The sequence below is a fragment of the Acidihalobacter yilgarnensis genome (assembly GCF_001753245.1).
GTDB classification, from domain to species: Bacteria; Pseudomonadota; Gammaproteobacteria; order DSM-5130; family Acidihalobacteraceae; genus Acidihalobacter; species Acidihalobacter yilgarnensis.
Genome location: NZ_CP017415.1, coordinates 1006522 through 1026717, shown reverse-complemented (window position 1 = coordinate 1026717; position 20196 = coordinate 1006522). Strand labels below are relative to the sequence as shown.

17 protein-coding genes and 1 pseudogene are annotated in these 20196 nt (G+C 65.4%); 9 read left to right on the top strand and 9 right to left on the bottom strand.

Annotation, left to right across the window (positions count from 1 at the left end; genetic code table 11):
* Positions 1-29: 29 nt before the first annotated feature.
* Both BI364_RS04885 and BI364_RS04880 read right to left on the bottom strand, forming a co-directional pair.
* The gene (locus BI364_RS04885) at positions 30-1532 is read right to left on the bottom strand and encodes an aldehyde dehydrogenase (protein ID WP_070077795.1); all 1503 of its coding nucleotides are present in this window, start codon (positions 1530-1532) and stop codon (positions 30-32) included.
* Positions 1533-1589: 57 nt separating this feature from the next.
* Positions 1590-2132 (bottom strand): cupin domain-containing protein, encoded by a 543-nt coding sequence (locus BI364_RS04880; RefSeq protein ID WP_070077794.1) that lies wholly within the window; start codon positions 2130-2132, stop codon positions 1590-1592.
* 146 nt (positions 2133-2278) lie between these two features.
* Here BI364_RS04880 and BI364_RS04875 point away from each other — a divergent pair, with 146 nt between their 5' ends.
* From BI364_RS04875 to BI364_RS04860, 4 genes are all read left to right on the top strand, one after another.
* Positions 2279-3625, top strand: coding sequence for an aspartate aminotransferase family protein (locus BI364_RS04875; RefSeq protein ID WP_070077793.1), 1347 nt, complete (start codon positions 2279-2281; stop codon positions 3623-3625).
* A 28-nt stretch (positions 3626-3653) separates the two neighbouring features.
* The gene (ald, locus tag BI364_RS04870; protein ID WP_070077792.1) at positions 3654-4772 is read left to right on the top strand and encodes an alanine dehydrogenase; all 1119 of its coding nucleotides are present in this window, start codon (positions 3654-3656) and stop codon (positions 4770-4772) included.
* 56 nt (positions 4773-4828) lie between these two features.
* A complete protein-coding gene (locus BI364_RS04865; protein WP_070077791.1) occupies positions 4829-6349 on the top strand; it encodes a CoA-acylating methylmalonate-semialdehyde dehydrogenase in 1521 nt (506 codons plus the stop codon).
* Between the two features lie 94 nt (positions 6350-6443).
* The gene (locus BI364_RS04860; RefSeq protein WP_070077790.1) at positions 6444-7052 is read left to right on the top strand and encodes a MarC family protein; all 609 of its coding nucleotides are present in this window, start codon (positions 6444-6446) and stop codon (positions 7050-7052) included.
* On the opposite strand, the gene BI364_RS04855 is transcribed toward BI364_RS04860, so the two are convergent.
* The 6 genes from BI364_RS04855 to BI364_RS04830 form a co-directional block, all read right to left on the bottom strand.
* Positions 7037-8680, bottom strand: coding sequence for an APC family permease (locus BI364_RS04855; RefSeq protein WP_070077789.1), 1644 nt, complete (start codon positions 8678-8680; stop codon positions 7037-7039). The genes BI364_RS04860 and BI364_RS04855 overlap by 16 nt on opposite strands.
* 328 nt (positions 8681-9008) lie before the next feature.
* Positions 9009-9497 carry a hypothetical protein gene (locus tag BI364_RS04850; protein WP_070077788.1) on the bottom strand — a complete coding sequence of 163 codons (489 nt, stop codon included), beginning with the start codon at positions 9495-9497 and terminating at the stop codon, positions 9009-9011.
* Positions 9494-10792 (bottom strand): Ni/Fe hydrogenase subunit alpha, encoded by a 1299-nt coding sequence (locus tag BI364_RS04845; protein ID WP_070077787.1) that lies wholly within the window; start codon positions 10790-10792, stop codon positions 9494-9496. Before BI364_RS04845 ends, BI364_RS04850 begins: the two co-directional genes overlap by 4 nt.
* Positions 10785-11600, bottom strand: a complete 816-nt coding sequence (locus BI364_RS04840) for an NADH-quinone oxidoreductase subunit B family protein (RefSeq protein WP_070077786.1) — start codon at positions 11598-11600, stop codon at positions 10785-10787. Before BI364_RS04840 ends, BI364_RS04845 begins: the two co-directional genes overlap by 8 nt.
* Positions 11601-11602: 2 nt before the next feature.
* On the bottom strand, positions 11603-12436 hold the full coding sequence (locus BI364_RS04835) for an FAD/NAD(P)-binding protein (RefSeq protein ID WP_070077785.1): 834 nt from the start codon (positions 12434-12436) through the stop codon (positions 11603-11605).
* The gene (locus tag BI364_RS04830) at positions 12433-13554 is read right to left on the bottom strand and encodes a 4Fe-4S dicluster domain-containing protein (RefSeq protein ID WP_070077784.1); all 1122 of its coding nucleotides are present in this window, start codon (positions 13552-13554) and stop codon (positions 12433-12435) included. Before BI364_RS04830 ends, BI364_RS04835 begins: the two co-directional genes overlap by 4 nt.
* Before the next feature lie 317 nt (positions 13555-13871).
* Between BI364_RS04830 and BI364_RS17255 the strand changes: the two genes are divergently transcribed.
* A complete protein-coding gene (locus BI364_RS17255) occupies positions 13872-14150 on the top strand; it encodes a diguanylate cyclase domain-containing protein (RefSeq protein ID WP_083251165.1) in 279 nt (92 codons plus the stop codon).
* Between the two features lie 223 nt (positions 14151-14373).
* Positions 14374-15533: pseudogene (locus BI364_RS04820) on the top strand (IS30 family transposase).
* A 58-nt stretch (positions 15534-15591) separates the two neighbouring features.
* Here the strand turns inward: BI364_RS04820 and BI364_RS04815 are convergent.
* The gene (locus BI364_RS04815; RefSeq protein WP_083251164.1) at positions 15592-16065 is read right to left on the bottom strand and encodes a hypothetical protein; all 474 of its coding nucleotides are present in this window, start codon (positions 16063-16065) and stop codon (positions 15592-15594) included.
* 346 nt (positions 16066-16411) lie between these two features.
* Between BI364_RS04815 and BI364_RS04810 the strand changes: the two genes are divergently transcribed.
* Genes BI364_RS04810 through BI364_RS04800 form a run of 3 tightly spaced genes read left to right on the top strand, consistent with a single transcriptional unit; the run spans position 16412 to position 20162 of the window.
* On the top strand, positions 16412-17698 hold the full coding sequence (locus BI364_RS04810) for a PAS domain-containing sensor histidine kinase (RefSeq protein WP_070079897.1): 1287 nt from the start codon (positions 16412-16414) through the stop codon (positions 17696-17698).
* Positions 17695-18705: an NADH-quinone oxidoreductase subunit B family protein gene (locus BI364_RS04805; RefSeq protein WP_233279577.1), complete on the top strand. Its 1011-nt coding sequence runs from the start codon at positions 17695-17697 to the stop codon at positions 18703-18705. Before BI364_RS04810 ends, BI364_RS04805 begins: the two co-directional genes overlap by 4 nt.
* Before the next feature lie 5 nt (positions 18706-18710).
* Positions 18711-20162: a nickel-dependent hydrogenase large subunit gene (locus BI364_RS04800; RefSeq protein ID WP_070077782.1), complete on the top strand. Its 1452-nt coding sequence runs from the start codon at positions 18711-18713 to the stop codon at positions 20160-20162.
* Positions 20163-20196 lie beyond the last annotated feature (34 nt).

Genomic DNA, 20196 nt, shown 5'->3' with positions numbered 1-20196 from the left:
CGCCCAAGGGGTGGGGGCGGCGTGCGAACTCAGCGGGTCAGATCGATCCAGGTCGCCTTGAGCTCGACATATTTGTCGATCGCGTGCAGCGACTTGTCGCGGCCGTTGCCGGACTGTTTGTAGCCGCCGAAGGGCACGGTCATGTCACCTTCGTCGAAGCAGTTGACCCACACGCTGCCGGCACGCAGACGGCGGGCCACGCGGTGGCCGCGGCTGAGGTTGGAGGTCCATACTGCGGCGGCCAGTCCGTAGGGTGAGTCATTGGCGATGTGCAGGGCCTCATCCTCGTTCTCGAAGGTAATGGTCGAGAGCACCGGACCGAAGATTTCCTCGCGGGCGATCTTCATGTCGTTGGTGACGTTGTCGAAGATGGTCGGCGCGATGAAATAGCCACCGCTCTCGGTGAGCACGCGCTCGCCGCCCAGGCGCAGGGTCGCGCCACCCGCACGCCCAGCCTCGATGTAGCCCATCACGCGGTCAAGCTGGATGTCGTCGACGATGGCGCCCATGCGCGTGGCCGGATCGAGCGGGTCGCCTGGCTGCATGGCCTCACCGGCGGCGATCACCTTCTCCAGGAAGGCGTCCTTAATAGAAGCTTCGACCAGCAGGCGCGAGCCGGCGGTGCACATCTCGCCCTGGTTATAGAAGATACCGAAGGCGGCGGCGCGCGCGGCGGCATCGATGTCCGGGCAGTCGGCAAAGACGATGTGCGGGGTCTTGCCGCCGCACTCCATCCACGCACGCTTGAGATTCGACTGGCCGGCGTACTGCATGATCTGCTTGCCGACGGCAGTCGAGCCGGTGAAGGCCACGCAGTCCACGTCCATGTGCAGGGCGAGCGCCTTGCCCACCGTGCCACCGAAACCGGGCAACACGTTGAACACGCCGTCCGGGATGCCCGCCTCCTGCGCCAGCACGGCAACCCGAATGGCGGTCAGCGGCGCCTTCTCCGAGGGCTTGAGGATCACCGAGTTGCCGGCGGCGAGCGCGGGACCGAACTTCCATGAGGCCATCAAGATGGGAAAGTTCCAGGGCACAATGGCGGCGACCACGCCGACCGGCTCGCGCGTGATCAGGCCGAGGGCGTCGTCCGGGGTCGGTGCGACCTCGTCGTAAAGCTTGTCCACGGCCTCGCCATTGAAGCGCACGCAGCGCGCCGCTGCGGGGATGTCGATGACAGTGGTGTCGCCAATGGGTTTCCCGGCGTCTAGGGATTCGAGCAGCGCCAGTTCCTCGGCATGATCCTCGATCAGCTGCGCGAAGCGAATCAGCACCGTCTTGCGCTCGCGCGGCGCCATCCGTGACCAGGCGCCGGACTCGAAGGCGCGACGTGCGGCGACAACCGCACGCTCTGCGTCCTCGGCGTCGCACTCGGCGATACGCGCAAGCACCGCGCCGGTGGCCGGGTCGATGCAGTCGAAGGTTTTGCCCGACGCGGCGTCAACGTAGCGCCCATCAACGAAGGCCCTACCCTCGATTGTCAGCGCCGCCGCCTTGGCGCGCCACTCGGCATGCGTGTGCTTGCTGCTCATGATGTACTCCTTCGAAGATACGCAATGACGCCCCGCCGGACGGCGGTCGGCGCCGGTTCAAAAGGTCGGCGGGCTATTGGCGCTGACGATCTCGGCCTCCTCGATGCCGGGATTTCGGAATCGATGCGGAATGCGACTCTCAAAATAATAGGCGTCGCCAGGCTCAAGCACCCGCGTCTCACTGCCCACGGTGATCTCCATGCGGCCACGCACCACCACGCCGGCCTCTTCGCCTTCGTGCTGGAGCATATCTTCTCCGGTATCCGCACCCGGTGCGTAGACCTCGCGCAACATCGACATCTGTCGGTTCTTGCGGGCGGCGGCCACCAGAAACAGGTTCACCGGTCCATTACCTAGGTCCGGCATCGCGGCGCGTTCGAAAAATACCTGCACCGGCCCGCCGAAGTCCTGGGTGAAGAAATCCGCGATCGAGATGGCCAGGCCGTCGAGAATCTTCTTGAGGGAGCCGATGGATGGACTCACGCGGTCCTGCTCGATCTGCGAGATCATGCCGTTGGTCACGCCCGCTCGCTTGGCCAGCTCGCGTTGGGAAAGGCCGTAAAGCTCGCGCAGTGCGCGCAGGCGGGCACCTACCTCCATGCCGACACTCCTCGTCCAAACAAACAAAATAATAAACGCAATGCTAACAGAGAATGGCATTTTTGAGCCAATAGCGGCAGCGTTGTTTATTTTATTTAACATGCCTTAGAATTCACGAACACCGACCCCACCCGAGGAATTGCGGCATGAGCCCGTCTGATCGCCATCAGTCCATCGCCCAGGATCGTCAGCAGCGCGAGGCGTTCTGGATGCCCTTCACCGCCAACCGCCAATTCAAGGACGACCCACGCCTCCTGGTCGCCGCCGAAGGCGTGCATTACACCACTGCCGACGGCCGCCAGATACTCGACGGCCAGGCCGGACTGTGGTGCGTGAATGCCGGTCACGGCCGCCGCCGTATCGTCGAGGCCGTGCAACGCCAGCTCTCCGAGCTGGATTTCGCGCCGACCTTCAACATGGGACATCCCCTGCCCTTCGAGCTGGCCAACCGTCTCGTCGAGATCACGCCGGGCGATCTGAACTACGCCTTCTTCACCAACTCGGGTTCCGAATCGGTGGATACCGCGCTCAAGATCGCCATCGGTTACCACCGCGCGCGCGGTGAGGGCAGCCGGCAACGCTTGATCGGACGCGAGAAGGGCTACCACGGCGTCAACTTCGGCGGCGCCTCGGTCGGCGGCATCGTCGGCAACCGCAAACAGTTCGGCACCTTGCTCCCCGGCGTGGATCATCTGCCGCACACCCTGAACATCACGGCCAACGCCTTCACGCGCGGCCTGCCCGCCGAGGGCGGTGCGGAGCTTGCCGAAGCACTGGAGCGCCTGGTCGGCCTGCACGACGCTTCGACCATCGCTGCCGTCATCGTCGAACCGGTCGCCGGTTCAGCCGGCGTGGTGCTGCCGCCCAAGGGGTATCTCAAGCGTCTACGCGAGATCTGCGACCGTCACGGCATCCTGCTGATCTTCGATGAGGTCATCACCGGCTTCGGCCGCCTCGGCACACCTTTCGCCGCCGACTACTTCGACGTGCTGCCGGACATCATGACCACCGCCAAGGGGCTGACCAACGGCAACATCCCGATGGGTGCAGTGTTCGTCCGCCCACATATCTACGAAGCCTTCATGCAGGGCCCCGAACAGTTCATCGAGCTGGCCCACGGCTACACTTACTCGGGACACCCCGTTGCCGCCGCGGCAGCGCTGGCCACTCTGGACATCTACGCCGAGGAAGGCCTGCTCACGCGCGGCGCCGCACTCGCTCCGCACCTGGAGGAAGCCGTGCATGGACTCCGTGATTTACCCAACGTCATCGATGTACGCAACATCGGCCTGGTGGCCGGCATCGAGCTGGCGCCACGCCCCGGTGAGCCGGGCAAGCGCGGCTTCGAGATACACCGCCGCTGCTTCGAACAAGGCGCCCTGGTTCGTTACACCGGCGACATCATCGCCCTGTCGCCACCGCTGATCATCAATCCAACGCAGATCGGGGAACTGATCGACATCGTTGCCGAAGCCATACGCGAAACCGCCTGAACGGCGGCACAGCAAGAGGAGAAGCAAAATGATCATCGGACTGCCCAAAGAGATCAAAAATCACGAATACCGCGTCGGCCTGACGCCCACTGGGGTGCGCGAGCTCACCACGCGCGGACACCGGGTACTCGTTGAACGCGGCGCCGGTGCCGGTGTGGGCCTGGACGACACTGCCTACGAAGCGGCCGGCGCGCAGCTCGTCGAAAGCGCCGAAACCGTGTTCGGCAAGGCCGAGATGGTGGTCAAGGTCAAGGAACCGCAGCCGAACGAATGCGCCTTGCTGCGCCCAGGACAAATCCTATTCACCTACCTGCACCTCGCCCCCGACCCTGAACAGACGCGCTTGCTGGTGGACTCGGATGCCATCGCCATCGCCTACGAAACCGTCACCGACGCCCACGGCGGGCTGCCGCTGCTCGCACCCATGAGCGAAGTGGCCGGGCGCATGGCCGTGCAGGCCGGCGCGCATGCCCTGGAGAAGGCTCAAGGCGGGCGCGGTGTGCTGCTCGGCGGCGTGCCCGGCGTGACGCCGGCGAACGTCGCCATCATTGGCGGCGGCGTGGTCGGCGTGAATGCCGCACGCATGGCCCTCGGCCTCGGTGCCGACGTCACCGTGCTCGACCGCGACCTCGACCGCCTCAAGGCCCTGGATGCGCAATACGGCCCGCACCTGAAGACGCTCTACTCCACTACCGACACGCTCGAAGCCACGGTGTTCGCGGCCGATCTCGTCATCGGCGCGGTGCTGATTCCCGGCGCTGCCGCACCCAAGCTGGTCACCCGAGCGATGCTTTCGCGCATGCGCCCCGGTGCCGTGGTGGTCGACGTCGCCATCGATCAGGGCGGCTGCTTCGAGACCAGCCGGCCGACCACCCATCAGGAACCAATCTACGTGGTCGACGGCGTGGTCCACTACTGCGTCGCCAACATGCCTGGCGGCGTGGCGCGCACCGCGACCTTCGCGCTGACCAACGCCACCCTGCCCTATGTGCTGGCGCTCGCCGACAAGGGCTACCGCCAGGCCTTGCACGACGACCCGCACCTGCGTGCCGGACTGAACGTGCATCGAGGCGCTGTCACCCACCCCGCCGTGGCGCGCGACCTGGGCTATGCTTACCGCCCCGCGTCGGACGCCCTCGCGGCCTAGTACACAGACAACGGATCCGGCACAGACCGGACCATTCACCGATCGAAGAGGCTGACATGAACGAAACACCCGCCACGAGCGCCGAAGTCGCGCTGCTCGGCCATTATCTCGACGGCCGTCGCACAGTCGGCACCAGCGGGCGACACGCCGATGTCTGCAACCCGGCGACCGGCCACGTGCAGGCCCGCGTTGCCCTCGCCGACGCCGCCGAGACCGAGCGCGCCATCGCGCGCGCCGCCGACGCCGCACCGGGCTGGGCCGCCACCACACCGCTACGCCGCGCACGCGTGATGTTCCGCTTCAAGGCCTTGCTGGAACAGCATGCCGACGAAATCGCCCGGCTGATCTCGCGCGAACATGGCAAGACCGTGCCCGACGCCCTCGGCGAGCTGACCCGTGGCATCGAGGTTGTCGAGTTCGCCTGCGGCATCCCGCAGCTGCTCAAGGGCGAGATGAGCGAAGACGTGGGCACCGGCGTCGACAGTTGGTCGCTGCGCCAACCGCTCGGCGTCGTCGCCGGCATCACGCCCTTCAATTTCCCGGCAATGGTGCCAATGTGGATGTTTCCGGTGGCGCTGGCAGCCGGCAATGCCTTCATCCTCAAGCCCTCGGAAAAAGACCCCAGTTGCCCGCTGCGGCTGGCAGAACTGCTCACCGAAGCCGGTCTACCCGACGGCGTTTTCTCGGTGGTCAACGGCGACAAGGTCGCGGTAGACACCCTGCTCACCGACCCGCGCATCGGTGCCGTCAGCTTCGTCGGTTCCACCCCGATCGCGCGCTATATCTACGAAACCGGCAGCGCCCACGGCAAGCGCGTGCAAGCCCTTGGCGGCGCCAAGAATCATATGCTGGTAATGCCGGACGCCGACCTCGACCAGACCGTCGACGCCCTGATCGGATCAGCCTACGGCTCTGCCGGCGAGCGCTGCATGGCGATTTCGGTGGCGGTCGCGGTGGGCGGTATCGCCGATGCCTTGGTCGGGCGACTGACCGAGCGCGCCCGCGCGCTCAAGATCGGCCCCGGCGATGCCGAGGGCGTGGAGATGGGGCCCCTGGTCACCCGCGAACACCTCGAACGCGTGAAGTCCTACGTCGATCTCGGCATCAAGGAAGGCGCCACACTGGTAGTAGACGGCCGCAGCTGCTCGGTACCTGGTCACGAGGACGGCTTCTTCCTCGGCGGTTGCCTGTTCGACCACGTCACCTCCGAGATGCGCATCTACCAAGAAGAGATATTCGGGCCGGTACTGATAGTAGTGCGTGTACCGGACTTCGATACCGGCATTCGCCTGGTCAACGAACACGCCTTCGGCAACGGCACCGCCATCTTCACTCGCGACGGCGGCACGGCGCGACGCTTCTCGCACGCCGTACAGGCCGGCATGGTCGGTATCAATGTGCCGATCCCGGTCCCGATGGCCTTTCACAGCTTCGGCGGCTGGAAACAATCGCTGTTCGGCGACCTGCATATGCATGGGCCGGACGGGGTACGCTTCTATACCCGGCTCAAGACCGTGACCGCACGCTGGCCTTCGCAAGCGACCGGCAGCGAATTTCAGATGCCCGTGCACAAGTGACGCCCGGCCCGGCGGTACCGCCGGGCGGCGAATGACCTACGGCCCCGCACCGCGGGGCCGTATCATTACGGAACCCTAGACCCACGGACCCCAAATGACCCTATTCTCCGCCGCGCTGCTGTTCTTCCTGGTGATGGACCCGTTCGGCAACATTCCGTTGTTCCTGAGCGCCCTCAAGCAGACACCGCGCGCGCGCCAGCCGCGCGTAATCGTGCGCGAAATGTTGATCGCACTGGCCATCCTGCTGACCTTCATGTTCTTTGGCCAACAGCTGATGCACCTCTTGCAGGTCTCGCCCTCGGCTCTGGGCGTGGCCGGCGGCGTGGTCTTGTTCCTGATCGCGCTGAAGATGGTGTTTCCCGAGTCCGGCAGCCTGCATGAGCAGATCGACGGGGAGCCGCTGGTGGTGCCCCTGGCCGTCCCGCTGATCGCCGGCCCCTCGGCTATCTCGGCGACCATGCTGATCGCCAGCCGCCAGCCCGGCGACTGGCCGCTGTGGACCGGCGCACTGCTCATTGCCTGGGCCGCCAGCGGCCTGATTCTGCTGACCGCCACCCGTCTGTCGCGGCACCTCGGCGCGCGAGGGCTGGCCGCCCTGGAGCGCCTGATGGGGCTGATCCTGACGGTGATCGCCGTGCAGATGCTGATGAGCGGCATCGCCCAGTTTCTGCACCTCACGGGCGCGGCTCACCCAGCCCTGTGATCCATCAGCTCCGGCTCGCTGCCAAGTAATGTAGCGCGGGCTTCCTCGGGATCGAGCATCGCACTGGCGCGTGCCAGGAAGATGATGGCCAAACTGAAGATCGCGATGATCACCATACCCCAGGGATAGACGATGTCACCCAGCCCTCCGGTCAGCGATTTGGGCCCCAGGTAGGTGATTAGCCACATGCCGACGAAATACGGCAACAGCCACCAGGCGCCGCGCCACTCCAGATGCGACAGGCTACGCCGCATCGCCAGCTCGTAGACCAGGAAGATGGCGAAGAACACCGCCAGCATGCCGAACAGGAAGTCATCGGTACCCGCACCGCTCCAGTAAATGATGTAGTTGGAGACAATGAAGGCGACCGGCGCCACCAGCCAGGGCCAGCGCAGCAGGAAGGGTCGGCCATGATCGCCCACCGGCAGGGTCTTGCGCAGGCTGAGCAACACCACCGGACCGATGCCGTAAGACAACACCGTCACCGAAGAGATGTAACCGACCAGCTTCTGCCAGGACGGGAAGGGAAAGAAAAAGAACACGCCGAAGGCATAGGTCACCAGCAGCCCCACCCAGGGGACACCGCCGGCGGTGACGCGGCTGAACAGCGAAGTCATCAGCCCCTCGTTGCCGGTGGCATAGACCACGCGCGAGGCCGTGGTGCTGTAGATGATGCCAGTGCCGCCGGGCGAGATCACCGCGTCGATATAGAGCAGCAGGGCCAGCCAGCCGAGGCCTGCCAGTGCCGCCATACCGGCGAACGGACCGGCGATGCCCGCGAAGTGCAGATTGGCCCAGCCGTGGCTGATGCTGCCGGGCGCGACGCCGTAAATCATCGCCAGTTGCAACAGCAAGTAGAGGCCAAGTGCGAGCACTACGGAGCCGATCACCGCCACCGGGATGGTCCGTTTCGGATCGCGCGACTCGCCGGCCAGCTCCACCGCCTGGCGAAAACCGAGATAGCTGAACACGATGCCGGAGGTGGCCACCGCCGAGAGCACCCCCTGCGAGCCATAGGGCGCGAAACCCTGCACCGAGCCGTTACCGGTATGGAAGGAAAACAACAGCAATGCGAGGATCGTGATCGCCGGCACCGCCAGCTTCCACCACACCAGCGTGGTATTGATGCGCAGCAGCCAGCGGATGCCGAAGCTATTGAGCAACACGAAACCGCCCAGCATCGCCGCCGCCACGAAGAAGCCCATGGTCGTGAGCACACCGGTGTGCGGCGCCACCAGACCGTGCAGATAGTTATTGGCGTAACTGAGCACCGCCATCACCTCGACCGGCGGTACCGAGACATAGCCCAGAAACACCACCCAACTCATGACCATGGCCATGAGATTGCCGTGGCTGAGCTTGGGAAAGGCCACCACCGCGCCGGCGCGCGGAAAAGCGGTCGCCAACTCGGCGTAGACAAAGGCCAGCAGCAGGATCGCGAACCCACCGATCACCCAGGACAGCAGGCTTGCAGGACCGGCAGCCTTGGCCGCGTTGAGCGGGCCGAACAACCAGCCCGAACCGATCATGCCGCCCAGACTGGCGAACAACAAACTCAGCATGCCCGCCTCACGGCGTAGCTTGCCGGCACTGGCGCTCACGCGTATTGCATCGTGTGTCACGGCCATATCTCGTTCCTCCACAATAAAGGTTCAGGTCGCCACGCGAGCGGTGGCGACCGACATCCCCCCTATTGCCGTCTATCTGGCATAGACATCTGCAATACCCATACCGTTTCATGGGTCACTGGCGGCCAGATCATAGGCCACGCGACATGCCGGGACGCGCAACCCGCGCATCCAAACGATTCGCAAGCAATTGTTTTGATTAGAAATACCAATGGAATCGCAAAATCCGGCCTACCAACGGCCGGATTTGTCGTGGCCATCTGGCCGCGGCGAGTCTTGCGCGACCCCCATCGGGGCAACGCGCCCTCTTTTCGGGCGTTCGTGAGACTTAAACCAATCTGGGGACGACGTCGGGAAATCCGCACGGCCTCTTAGCTGTGGACAGCGCGCGCAGATGCGGACGCAACAAACGCAGCGCCGATGTACAGATCTGTGCCTCAACCTGCGTATCACTCGTCAGACACAGACCCAGTAGATCGATCGTTGGCAAATCGCCGAGGGCACGACCCAGTGCAAGCGTCTCGGCAAGGCCGATGGCATGGCCGGACAAAGGCGCGGCCATGCGCACGAATGAGGCCTCGTCATACCAGGCTGCCGGCACTGTCGCGCCCATCACCGCATCAATGAGAATCGCGTGTTCCAGGCCGCGGAGCTGTTCAATCAGGTTCGGCCCTGGCCGGTCGCAGGCTTCAAGTATCATCCCACCGGAGGAATACCCCGCGTCGAGCGGTCGAGAGCGGAGTCGTTCGATCACCGTCCAGGCGATACGGTCGCCGCCGAAGGGTGAACCGATGCCAATGACCGCGAGACGCCTCACGCGCGGCGCATATCCAGGCGCAGGAAGTGCGTGGCGCAGGAGATACAGGGATCGTAGCTACGGATGACCTGCTCGCCGCGCAGGCGTAGAACCTCGTCGGGCTGCTCCAGCCCCAGACGTTCCAGCGACTGGCGTAGATCGGCCTCGATGCGCGCCTGGTTCTGGCTAGTCGGCGGCACGATGCGTGCACTGCGCACATGTCCCATATCGTCCAGCTCGTAGCGGTGCCAAAGGAGACCGCGCGGCGCCTCAGTGGCTCCGAAGCCCAACCCGGCACGCGGCGCGACCACAGTTCCCGCCGACGCTGGCTCGACATAATCGGCAAGCAGGCGCGCGGCTTCGCCGATGGCGAAGGTGATCTCCGCCGCGCGGGCAATCAGGCTATGGAAGGGATTGCGGCTGGGTAGGCGCAACCCCGCCGCGTGCAAGCGGTCGCGCAGCGCCGCGGGCAGGCGGTCGTGGTTCAGATTCAGACGCGCGAGCGGGCCGACCATGTAGGGCTCCCCGTGGTGCAGCGCGTGCAGCGCGGTGGAATGCGGCACCTGAAGCTCGTGGAAATGGGCCTCGAAGGCCTCGGCGCCGATATCCAGCCTGCGGTCGCTGACGATGCGCCCGCCCGCCATCGGATAGCCGTGCGGGTGGCGCAGGGCCACGCTGACGAAGTCCTGGTCGGCGTCTGGCACTGGCAGCGCCAGCGCCCAATCGAGTAGGGCGTCAGTGTCTGCGCACGCCGCATCAAGTCGCAATCGCAGTTCGGCCACCGCCGCCGGTGACGGCGCCCGGTGGAACCCCCCCACACGGGCACCAACGGGATGCACCGAACGGCCGCCGAAAAGCCGGATCAGGTCGTTGCCCAATGCCTGCAGGCGCAAGCCCCGGCGCACCAGCTCCGGGTACGCCTGGGCCAGTTCGACCACGTTGCCGTAGCCGAGAAAATCGGGCGCGGCGAGCAGATGAATGTGTAGGGCATGGCTCTGTATCCACTCGCCGCAGTAGAACACCCGCCGCATGCGCGATACCCAGTCGTCGATCTCGATGCCCATGGCCTGCTCCAGGGCCGCAACCGCACTCATCTGATAGGCCACCGGGCAAATGCCGCAGATACGCGCGACCGCGTCCGGCACCTCGTCGTAGCCACGCCCCTCCAGCAGCTTCTCGAACAGTCGCGGAGGCTCATAGATGCGTAGTTCCAGACGTTCGATCCGCCCATCGCGCGCCTCGATCGACAAGGCACCCTCGCCCTCCACCCGCGCGAGCACCGGCACCTCGATCCGAATCTCGCGCCGCTCAGTCATCGTGATTGCCTCTCCGGCGTTGACCGGCCTCCAAAAATACCGGGGCCTGGCTATTGATGAAGTGAAAACGACGAGCGATCGCTTCGTCGACCAGTCCCAGGCCGGCGAAGCGGCGGCCGAGCGCTTGTGTGTTGGGGTGCTCGGCCGGGCCGTAGCAGCCGTAGCAATCCCGCCCGAAGCGCGGGCATAGGGCACCGCAGCCGGTACGCGTGACCGGCCCCAGGCAGGGCGCGCCGCGCGTCACCATCACGCATACGGCCTGCTGGCGCTTGCATTCAAGGCACAGGCTCTCGTCAGGCACCGCCGGTGGCGCCCCCGCGAGCAGACTGCCGATGGCCGTCAGCACCTGATGCCCGCTGACCGGACAGCCCCATAATTCCAGATCGACGTGCACGTGATCGCGGATCGGCGAGACATTCGCCAGACTGGAAATATATTCCGGTCGCGCATACACCGAAGACAACCATTCGTCGCCGTCGGTGAAATTGCGCAGCGCCTGGATGCCACCTGCGGTGGCGCAAGCGCCCAGCGTGACCAAAAAGCGACTATGGGCGCGGATGCGCACGATGCGCGCGCGGTCCTCCGCTGTGGACACGCTACCCTCGATCAGCGCGATGTCGACCGCCGCCTCCGGATCGACGGGACCGGCCTCCGCAAAATGCACCAGTTCCACCCGTTCGGCCAACCGCAGCAAAGCGTCGCCCGCATTAAGCAGGGCGAGCTGGCAGCCGTCGCAGGAGCTGAATTTGTGCACCGCCATACGCGGCCTGCGGCCGGGTTCGTCGGTTCTTGCAGGGTCGTCATTCATCGTCACAAACTCCGATGCTGCAACCAGGGCGCCAGCACCGGATAGGGGAACACCGGGCCGTCGCGGCAGACGAACAGCGGCCCGAGCTGGCAGTGGCCGCAGTGACCTACCGCGCAGTGCATGTTGCGCTCCATGCTCAGCCACAACCGCTCGGCCGGCATGCCGTCGTCCAACAGTCGCTCGGCCACCGCCTTCATCATCGGCTCGGGCCCGCACATCAGCGCGTGCGCCTTGGCGTGATCGAATTCGGCGTGATCGAGCAGCACCGTGACCGGGCCCACGTCCCAGGCCCAGTGCGGCCCGCCGACGTCCGCCGCCAGCCACACCTGGGTGTCCGGCGCGCGGGCCCAGGCCTCGTAGCGCTGGCGCCAGATCAGGTCCTCGGCATGCTTGACGCCCTGGATGATGACCAGCCGCCCGAATCGCTCGCGCCGGCGCATGACGTAATCGATTACCGACACGACCGGGGCGCAGCCCAGACCCCCGGTCACCAGCACGACGTCGTCACCCATAGCCGCGTCGAGCGGCCAGCCGCGCCCATAAGGGCCGCGCAATCCCACGACATCACCGACACGCAGCGCCGACAAGGCATGTGTCACCCGCCCGACCGCGCGAATCGTATGGTCGATAAACGCGCCCTCCTCCGGGTCGGAAATGATCGAAATGGGCACTTCGCCGACACCATGCAGCCCGATCATGTTGAACTGCCCCGGTGCACTGCAGTAAGTCGACTGCAAATCCTCATCGGCAAAACGCAGGCGCAGAGTAAAGATGCTGGCCGATTCCTGCACACGCTCAACGATCTCCGCAGCCGCTGGCAACTGGGATAGGCTCATGGCGCAACACCTTCGCCATCGTCGCACAGGACTGCCACCTCGGCGGTCAGGTCAATGCCCACCGGACACCACGCGATGCAGCGGCCACACCCCACGCAGCCGGACCGCCCGTACTGGTCGTGCCAGGTGGCCAGCTTGTGGATCAGCCATTGGCGGTAGCGCGCAAGCGTGTCGGCGCGCACGACAATGCCGTGCAAACGACTGTGCCCAGCGGTGAAGCAGGAATCCCACTGGCGGAAATGTTCACTGACACTCCCGTCGCTGACCGGCTCCTCGATCTCAGCGTTGCAGAAACAGGTCGGGCAGACCGCCGTGCAGTTGCCGCAAGACAGGCAGCGCTCGGCCACGACCTGCCAATGCGGATCCTCAATCCGCGCCAACAAGGCCGGGCGCAGATCGCGTGCAGGCAGCCGACGGGTCTGCGCCGCTGCGGCCGCAGCCACGCCTGCTCGGGCCTCGTCCCTTTGCGCCTCGGCGGGGACAGCGAGCGGCAACGATGCCAGCACCTCGGCGCCCGCATTGCTCCCGGACGTCACGACGAAGCCTGCATCGATCTCATGCAAGGCCAGGTCGAAGCCCTTCGCGGCCTCGGGGCCGTCCCCCGTCGACACGCAGAAACAGGTATCCGCCGGATGCGTGCAGTGGACCGCGACCAAGAACAAAGACTCGCGCCGCGCGCGATAGGCCGGATCGGCATACGGTTCGCGCAGAAAATGGCGATCCTGCAGGTCTAGCGCAGCCAGATCGCAGGCACGCACACCGATCACCGCGGTGGGACGTGTCGTATGCGCCGCGGCGCCGAAATGCAGCCCATTGGCAGGTGCGTGCCAACTCGTCCAGAGACGTTCGCGCGGGCTGAATACCAAGGGCTTGAGCGCCTGCGGCCCGTTGGCCCAGGCGAACTGGCGCTCAGCGGATGAAGCCGCGTTCAGCGCATAGGCGCCGGGGGATTGGGCATCGCGCACGCCGGTGGGCAGATCGGCGGCGGTCGCGATCGGCGCGTAGACGATGGCGCCGTCGCGAACCCGCGGTCCGATGACCTCGCGGCCGTCGCGGCGCAGCACCTCAATCAGCCGGTCCAGACCGTCCCGCGGCAGGAAACCCGGTTCACTCGCCATGCGTCTCCTCGCAGCTGCAGCACCGTTCATATGACGCACGTACACCCTGCGCGTCACAGACCCTTGGATTCAAGGCGCCTGCCCGGTCGAAATCAACCCAACTGTCAGCAAATCTGATCCACATCAAGAATAGTTGGCAGCCGGGACCGCAGCACTAACATGGTGCCAACGCCTGCATACGGTCGACACGCGTGCCGGCAACCGGGATTGACGACCGGCACAATCCGGCCTAACGCCCAGAGTCCATTGCCATGCATGCACATGACTGACGGAATGCGGATTACCACAAAGAGACCGCGACCCGTCCGCGCGACGTCCTGGCCCGCTTCGGCGGCGAGGAATTTGCCCTCCTACTGCCGGAAACGGACGCCGACGCGGCAAAGGCCATCGCCGGACGCTGCATCCGCCTGATCGCAGCGCGGGAAATACCCCACGAAGCCTCGCCCATCGGCCCGCTCGTCACCGTCAGCATCGGCGTGGGCACCACCCACACCTTCACCGAGGACGAACCCAGGCGCTTCGTCGATTTCGTGGACGGCTTGCTTTACCAGGCCAAACACAACGGCCGGAACCGGATCGAATCGGGAACGATGTAGGCGTCTGTGGCGAAAAGGGAAAATCAACACCTGTGTAGTGCTCGTGCGTTATCTATTAAGAAGGGATAAGAAGGGATGAAGATGGCGCAGCGAAGATTGGGATAGTCTGGAAACGGCCACAAGCGGACTTCGCATTCATCTAATTTCATGGCGGCTAACTAATTGCGGATTCAACCGGTGGATGCAACACGCTAGATTCTGAGTAGGGATCAGGAGTGTTGCCATGAAGCAAAGGCCGAGGATTTATTACACTGAGCAGCAGAAGGCGTTGATGTGGGAGCGTTGGCGCAAGAGCGAGTCACTTCAGCGGATCGCCCAGCTTTTTGGTCGCAACCATTCTTCTGTAGAGGGGGTTTTGAGCCGGACAGGCGGGATCGAGCCTCGTCGGCGACACCGCTCCAGGTTGGCCCTGACTTTAGCCGAACGCGAGGAGATCTCCCGAGGGATTGTGTCAGGACGGTCCGTCCGGTCGATTGCAGCGTCCCTCAAACGTTCACCGTCCATCGTCAGCCGTGAGATCCGTCGCAATGGATGCCGCAGGAGCTACCGGGCGGCACCGGCCGATCAGGCGGCCTGGGATCGGGCGCTGCACCCCAAAGCCTGTAAACTGGTGAAGCATCGGGAACTGGCCGCCTTGTAGCCCAGGGGCTCCGCGCCTGGTGGCCACCGCAGCAGATTGCCGGCTGGCTCAAACGCACCTACCCGGACGACGAGCACTACCAGGTGTCGCACGAAACGATCTATCGCAGTCTCTTTATCCAGGCGCGCGGGGCACTGAAGAAGGAGCTTCAGGCGGATCTGCGGCGCACGCGGGCGATGCGGCGATCAAGACACTATACCCAGAAAACGCCCGATCACGGCCGGATCGTGGGAGCGGTTTCGATCAGGGAGAGACCGGCCGAAGCAGCAGATCGGGCTGTTCCGGGGCACTGGGAAGGCGACCTACTTTTTGGGGACCGTGACAGCCAAATCGCCACACTGGTTGAGCGGCATTCCCGTTACGTCATGCTGGTCAAAGTACCCAGCAAGGACAGTGAAACGGTGATTAATGCACTGATCAAACAGGCGCATCAACTCCCGCAGGCGCTGTATCGGTCTCTGACCTGGGACCGGGGAAAGGAGATGGCCCAGCATCGGCGATTTCCTCTGGCCACTGATATACAGGTTTATTTCTGCGATCCACACAATCCCTGGCAACGCGGATCGAACGAAAATACCAACGGGCTGCTCAGGCAATATTTTCCCAAAGGGACCGATCTATCGGAATATTCACAGGCCAGGCTCAATTCGGTGGCCAAACAATTAAATTCTCGCCCGAGAAAAACCCTAAACTATGAAACACCGGCTGAACGTTTTAACCAATTCGTTGCGTCGATCGGTTGAATCCGCAGTCGAAAGCACCCATTACACATAAGCCCTTTTCAATTGCTCTTCAGAATCCTCATTGCAGCCTGTAAGCCGAATGACACGCAACGCATGTTTCGATCATCCTGGAGAGCACACGTAACGGAGGCTTGAGGTTGCCGGTAGCCGCGGCATCCTGGGCCGAGATGGCAAATTCGGCCGCTCTTTGGTGCATGAGCGCACCCAGCTTCATCATGCCATGCGGCATGTATTTCGCCTCTTCCGCCATTTGGTGGCCGTGCATGGACGACATACCCAGGGCTGCGGTGGCGATCTCGGCTGCTTTTTCGAATCTGCCGTTGGCCAGCTCCTGCTGAATTTCGGCCACCCCTTGAAGATGCATGCGCATCGTGGACAGGGTTTGGCGCTTCAGCATGGGCGGAAACATCACCTCGATACGCGAATCGGGCTTGGCGGGGTGTGCCGGGGGAATCTGCGGCGAGGCGTGGGCATACGATGCGGTCACAAATCCGCCCAACAGGACCCCGGCCAGACGAAATTTTGGATTCATAACAAAAGCTCCACGAAAAGGGTTCCCGAGCGCAGGGCTCGGATATTTTTCATTCAATAAACGCGCTCAACCGGCTTTATGCGGATAATTGCCCGGGAAAATCAATCATCGCTTGCACAGCGAAGCCCTTCCTCGCCTGGATCGATATGTCGACTGGCCGGCGCGACACATACGCCCACTCCGCTTGCCTGCTAGCACCGCCACCGCGTGCAAGGCTTTCGCGGTAGTATGGCCCTGTCCCGCCCGCGGCCATGCTCGGCCGGGCGGTCCGTCATCAACCCGGTTCCCTGCCGTGAAACGACCCGAACGCAGCGAAGACTCGACGGATGCCTCGGAGATCGTGTGGATGGACGTCATCCACAAGATGGACGAGACGTACGAGAATCTGGTCCGCTACCAGATCGAGCTGGAGCAGAAGAATACCGAGCTGGAGGAGGTGCAGACCTTCATCGCCAGCGTGCAGTCGTCGATGACCGACGTGATGATCGTGTGCGACGTCGAGGGGCGGATTCAGCAGGTCAACAAGTCGCTTGAGGCGCTGACGGGGCGCGCGGCGGCGGACTGGGTCGGACAGCCGTTGAGCGAGCTGTTCGCGCCCTCCTCCAAGGCGCTGGCCGAGAGCTTCAAGGAACGCCTGCTCAAGCAGCCGGTGCACGACTGCGAGGTCAGCATGATCGGCACCGAGGAGACGGTCCCCCTGTCACTCAACTGCAGCACGCGCTTCGACCCGCGCCGACGGCCGGTCGGCGCCGTGCTCATCGGGCGACCGGTCGGCGAGCTGCGCCGCGCCTACGAGGCGCTCAACAAGGCGCACGACCAGCTCAAGGAGGCGCAGAAGAATCTGGTGCAGGCCGAGAAGATGGCCTCGCTGGGCCGCCTCGTGGCGGGCGTGGCGCACGAGCTGAACAACCCGATCAGCTTTGTCTACGGCAACGTCCACGTGCTCCAGCGCTATGTGCACAAGCTCGACGAATACCTCGCTGCGATCCACGCCGGCGACCTGGACGAGGCGCTGGAGGCGCAGCGCAAGCGCCTGCGCATCGACAAGATCCTCGCCGATCTGGCGCCGCTGATGGAGGGCACCCTGGAGGGCGCCGAGCGGGTGCGCGATCTGGTCGAGGATCTGCGCCGCTTTTCCGGCGGGCAGAAATCGCGCAGCGCGAGCTTCGACCTGTCCCACGTGGTCAAGACCGCGGCGCACTGGGTGCTCAAGGGCGCCCGCCGCGAGATCGACGTGCGCATCGACCTGCCCGAACCCTTTCTCGCCGTGGGGCATGCCGGGCAGCTGCATCAGGTGGTCATGAATCTGGTGCAGAACGCGGTCGACGCGGTGGCCGAACATCCCGCCCCGCAACTGCGCGTGCGCGGCGGCGTCGCCGCGGACATGCTCTGGCTAGAAATCCACGACAACGGCCCCGGCGTCGCGCCCGCTGACCTGGAGCACATCTTCGAACCCTTCTTCACCCGCAAGCCGGTGGGCCAGGGAACGGGGCTCGGCCTGTCGATCAGCTACGGCATCGTCACTGAGCACGGCGGCACGCTGCGCGCCGGGGCGAGCGACCTGGGCGGGGCGATATTCCGCATCGAACTGCCGCGCGAGGCCGCCGACGGCGGCGAGGCGGAAGCGCCATGAGCGGCGGCGCGCGGATGAACCTGCTATGGCTGCAATCCGGCGGCTGCGGCGGCTGCACGATGTCGCTGCTCTGCGCCGACACGCCCGACCTGCTCACCCGGCTGGACACCTCGGGCATCGACCTGCTCTGGCATCCTTCGCTCAGCGAGGCGGGAATGGACGAGGCCCTGCGGCTGCTCGAGGATATCCGCTCCGGCCGCCAGCGGCTGGACGCACTGTGCGTCGAGGGCTCGCTGCTGCGCGGCCCGCACGGCACCGGGCGCTTCCACATGCTCGCCGGCACCGGGCGGCCGATGATCGAGTGGGTGCGCGAGCTCGCCGCGGTGGCGCGCTACTGCGTGGCCGTCGGCAGCTGCGCCGCCTTCGGCGGGGTCACCGCGGGCGGCTCCAATCCCACGGACGCCTGCGGCCTGCAGTACGACGGGCGTTACCCCGGCGGGCTGCTGGGCAAGGACTACCGTTCCAGCGCCGGCCTGCCAGCGATCAACGTCGCCGGCTGCCCCACCCACCCGGACTGGGTGCTGGACACGCTGCACCTGCTCGCGCGCGGCGAACTCGGCGCGGACGATCTGGACGACCTGGCACGCCCGCGCATGTATACCGATCTCCTGGCGCACCACGGCTGCCCGCGCAACGAGTTCTACGAATACAAGGCCAGCGCCATCGAGCCCTCGGACCTCGGCTGCCTAATGGAGCACCTGGGCTGCATGGGCACCCAGGCGCAGGCGGACTGCAATGTGCGCACCTGGAACGGCGAGGGTTCGTGCACCCGGGGCGGCTACGCATGCATCAACTGCACCGCGCCCGAGTTCGAGGAGCCGGGCCACGCCTTCCTGCGCACGCCGACCGTGGCCGGCATCCCGCTCGGCCTACCCACCGACATGCCCAAGGCCTGGTTCATCGCGCTCAGCTCGCTGGCCAAAGCGGCCACACCGCAGCGCATCAAGGAAAACGCCCGCGCGGATCACGTCGTCGCCCGCCCCGGGCGCAAGCCGGACAGGAAATAGGTCCCGTGGCGCGGCAGATCGTGGGCCCGTTCAACCGAGTCGAGGGCGACCTCGAAGTGCAGCTCGACGTCGGCGACGGCCAGGTCGACGCAGCCTGGGTGAACTCGCCGCTGTACCGCGGCTTCGAGCAGATCCTGCTGGGCAAGATTCCCGGGGACGCTCTGGTCTATGCGCCGCGGGTCTGCGGCATCTGTTCGGTCTCGCAGTCGGTGGCTGCGGCGTTCGCGCTGGGCGACGCCTACCGCGCGGAAACCCCGCCCAACGGCATCCTCGCGCTCGACCTGATCCATGCCGCGGAAAACCTGATCGACCACCTGACTCACTTCTACCTGTTCTTCATGCCGGACTTCGCGCGCCCCGAATACGCCGCCCAGCCCTGGCACGCCGACATCCACGCGCGCTTTCGCGCCGTCGAGGGCAGCGCCGCACCCGAGTTCCTGCAGGCGCGCACCGCGTTCATGCACCTCATGGGCCTGCTGGCCGGCAAGTGGCCGCACAGCCTCGCCATCCAGCCCGGCGGCTGCACCCGAGCGGTATCCGCGCGCGAGCGCCTGCATCTGGGCAACGTCGTCGGCGCCTTCCGCCGATTCCTGGAACAACGGGTCTTCGCCGCACCCCTGGACGAGATCGTCGCCCTCGACAGCCGCGACGCGCTGCAGCACTGGCAGGCGGCACAGGCCGGGCAGCCCGGCGATCTCGCCCGCTTCCTCGCCCTCGGCGAGGCCCTCGGACTGCACACCCTGGGCCGCGCCGCCGACCGCTTCATGAGCTTCGGCGCCTACCGCGAAGCTGACGGGGCACCGCTCTTCGCGCGCGGCGTGTGGCGCGACGGCAGCCTGCACTCACTCGACGTCGACGGCATCGCCGAGGACGTCAGCCACAGCTGGATGGCGGGCGACACGGCACCGCCGCGCACGGCGCGCACCCTGCCCGACCCGGGGCGCGAAGGCGCCTACACTTGGTGCAAGGCGCCGCGCCTGCACGGCAAGGCGGTCGAGGTCGGCGCGCTCGCGCGCCAGCTCGTCGACGGCCATCCGCTGATTTGCGACCTCGTCGCCGCCACCGGCGGCAACGTGCTCACCCGTGTCGTCGCGCGCCTGCTGGAAAGCGCGCGCATCCTGCTGGCGATGCAGCGCTGGACCGATGCACTGGTTCCGGGCGAACCGTTCCACAACCCCGCCGCCCCGCTGGCCGACGCCGAGGGCATCGGCCTGACCGAGGCGGCGCGCGGCAGTCTCGGGCACTGGTTGCGGATCGAGGGCGGACGCATCCGCAACTACCAGATCGTCTCGCCCACCACCTGGAATTTCTCGCCGCGCGACGCCGCCGGCCAACCCGGCGCGCTGGAGCAGGCGCTGACCGGGACGCCAGTGGACTCGCCGCGCCATCCGCGGAAGATCGCCGTCCAGCATGTGGTCCGCTCCTTCGACCCCTGCATGGTGTGCACGGCGCACTGACGACGACGCTGACAATCCGCTAACCAGACAGACC

Bases quoted from the DNA above. Each gene is read 5' to 3' on its own strand.
- BI364_RS04885 (WP_070077795.1), bottom strand. From the start codon at position 1,532: ATGAGCAGCAAGCACACGCATGCCGAGTGGCGCGCCAAGGCGGCGGCG.
- BI364_RS04835 (WP_070077785.1), bottom strand. From the start codon at position 12,436: ATGAGCCTATCCCAGTTGCCAGCGGCTGCGGAGATCGTTGAGCGTGTG.
- BI364_RS04815 (WP_083251164.1), bottom strand. From the start codon at position 16,065: ATGAATCCAAAATTTCGTCTGGCCGGGGTCCTGTTGGGCGGATTTGTG.
- ald (WP_070077792.1), top strand. From the start codon at position 3,654: ATGATCATCGGACTGCCCAAAGAGATCAAAAATCACGAATACCGCGTC.
- BI364_RS04855 (WP_070077789.1), bottom strand. From the start codon at position 8,680: ATGGCCGTGACACACGATGCAATACGCGTGAGCGCCAGTGCCGGCAAG.
- BI364_RS04810 (WP_070079897.1), top strand. From the start codon at position 16,412: ATGGACGTCATCCACAAGATGGACGAGACGTACGAGAATCTGGTCCGC.
- BI364_RS04830 (WP_070077784.1), bottom strand. From the start codon at position 13,554: ATGGCGAGTGAACCGGGTTTCCTGCCGCGGGACGGTCTGGACCGGCTG.
- BI364_RS04845 (WP_070077787.1), bottom strand. From the start codon at position 10,792: ATGACTGAGCGGCGCGAGATTCGGATCGAGGTGCCGGTGCTCGCGCGG.
- BI364_RS04865 (WP_070077791.1), top strand. From the start codon at position 4,829: ATGAACGAAACACCCGCCACGAGCGCCGAAGTCGCGCTGCTCGGCCAT.
- BI364_RS04875 (WP_070077793.1), top strand. From the start codon at position 2,279: ATGAGCCCGTCTGATCGCCATCAGTCCATCGCCCAGGATCGTCAGCAG.
- BI364_RS04840 (WP_070077786.1), bottom strand. From the start codon at position 11,600: ATGAATGACGACCCTGCAAGAACCGACGAACCCGGCCGCAGGCCGCGT.
- BI364_RS04805 (WP_233279577.1), top strand. From the start codon at position 17,695: ATGAGCGGCGGCGCGCGGATGAACCTGCTATGGCTGCAATCCGGCGGC.
- BI364_RS04860 (WP_070077790.1), top strand. From the start codon at position 6,444: ATGACCCTATTCTCCGCCGCGCTGCTGTTCTTCCTGGTGATGGACCCG.
- BI364_RS04880 (WP_070077794.1), bottom strand. From the start codon at position 2,132: ATGGAGGTAGGTGCCCGCCTGCGCGCACTGCGCGAGCTTTACGGCCTT.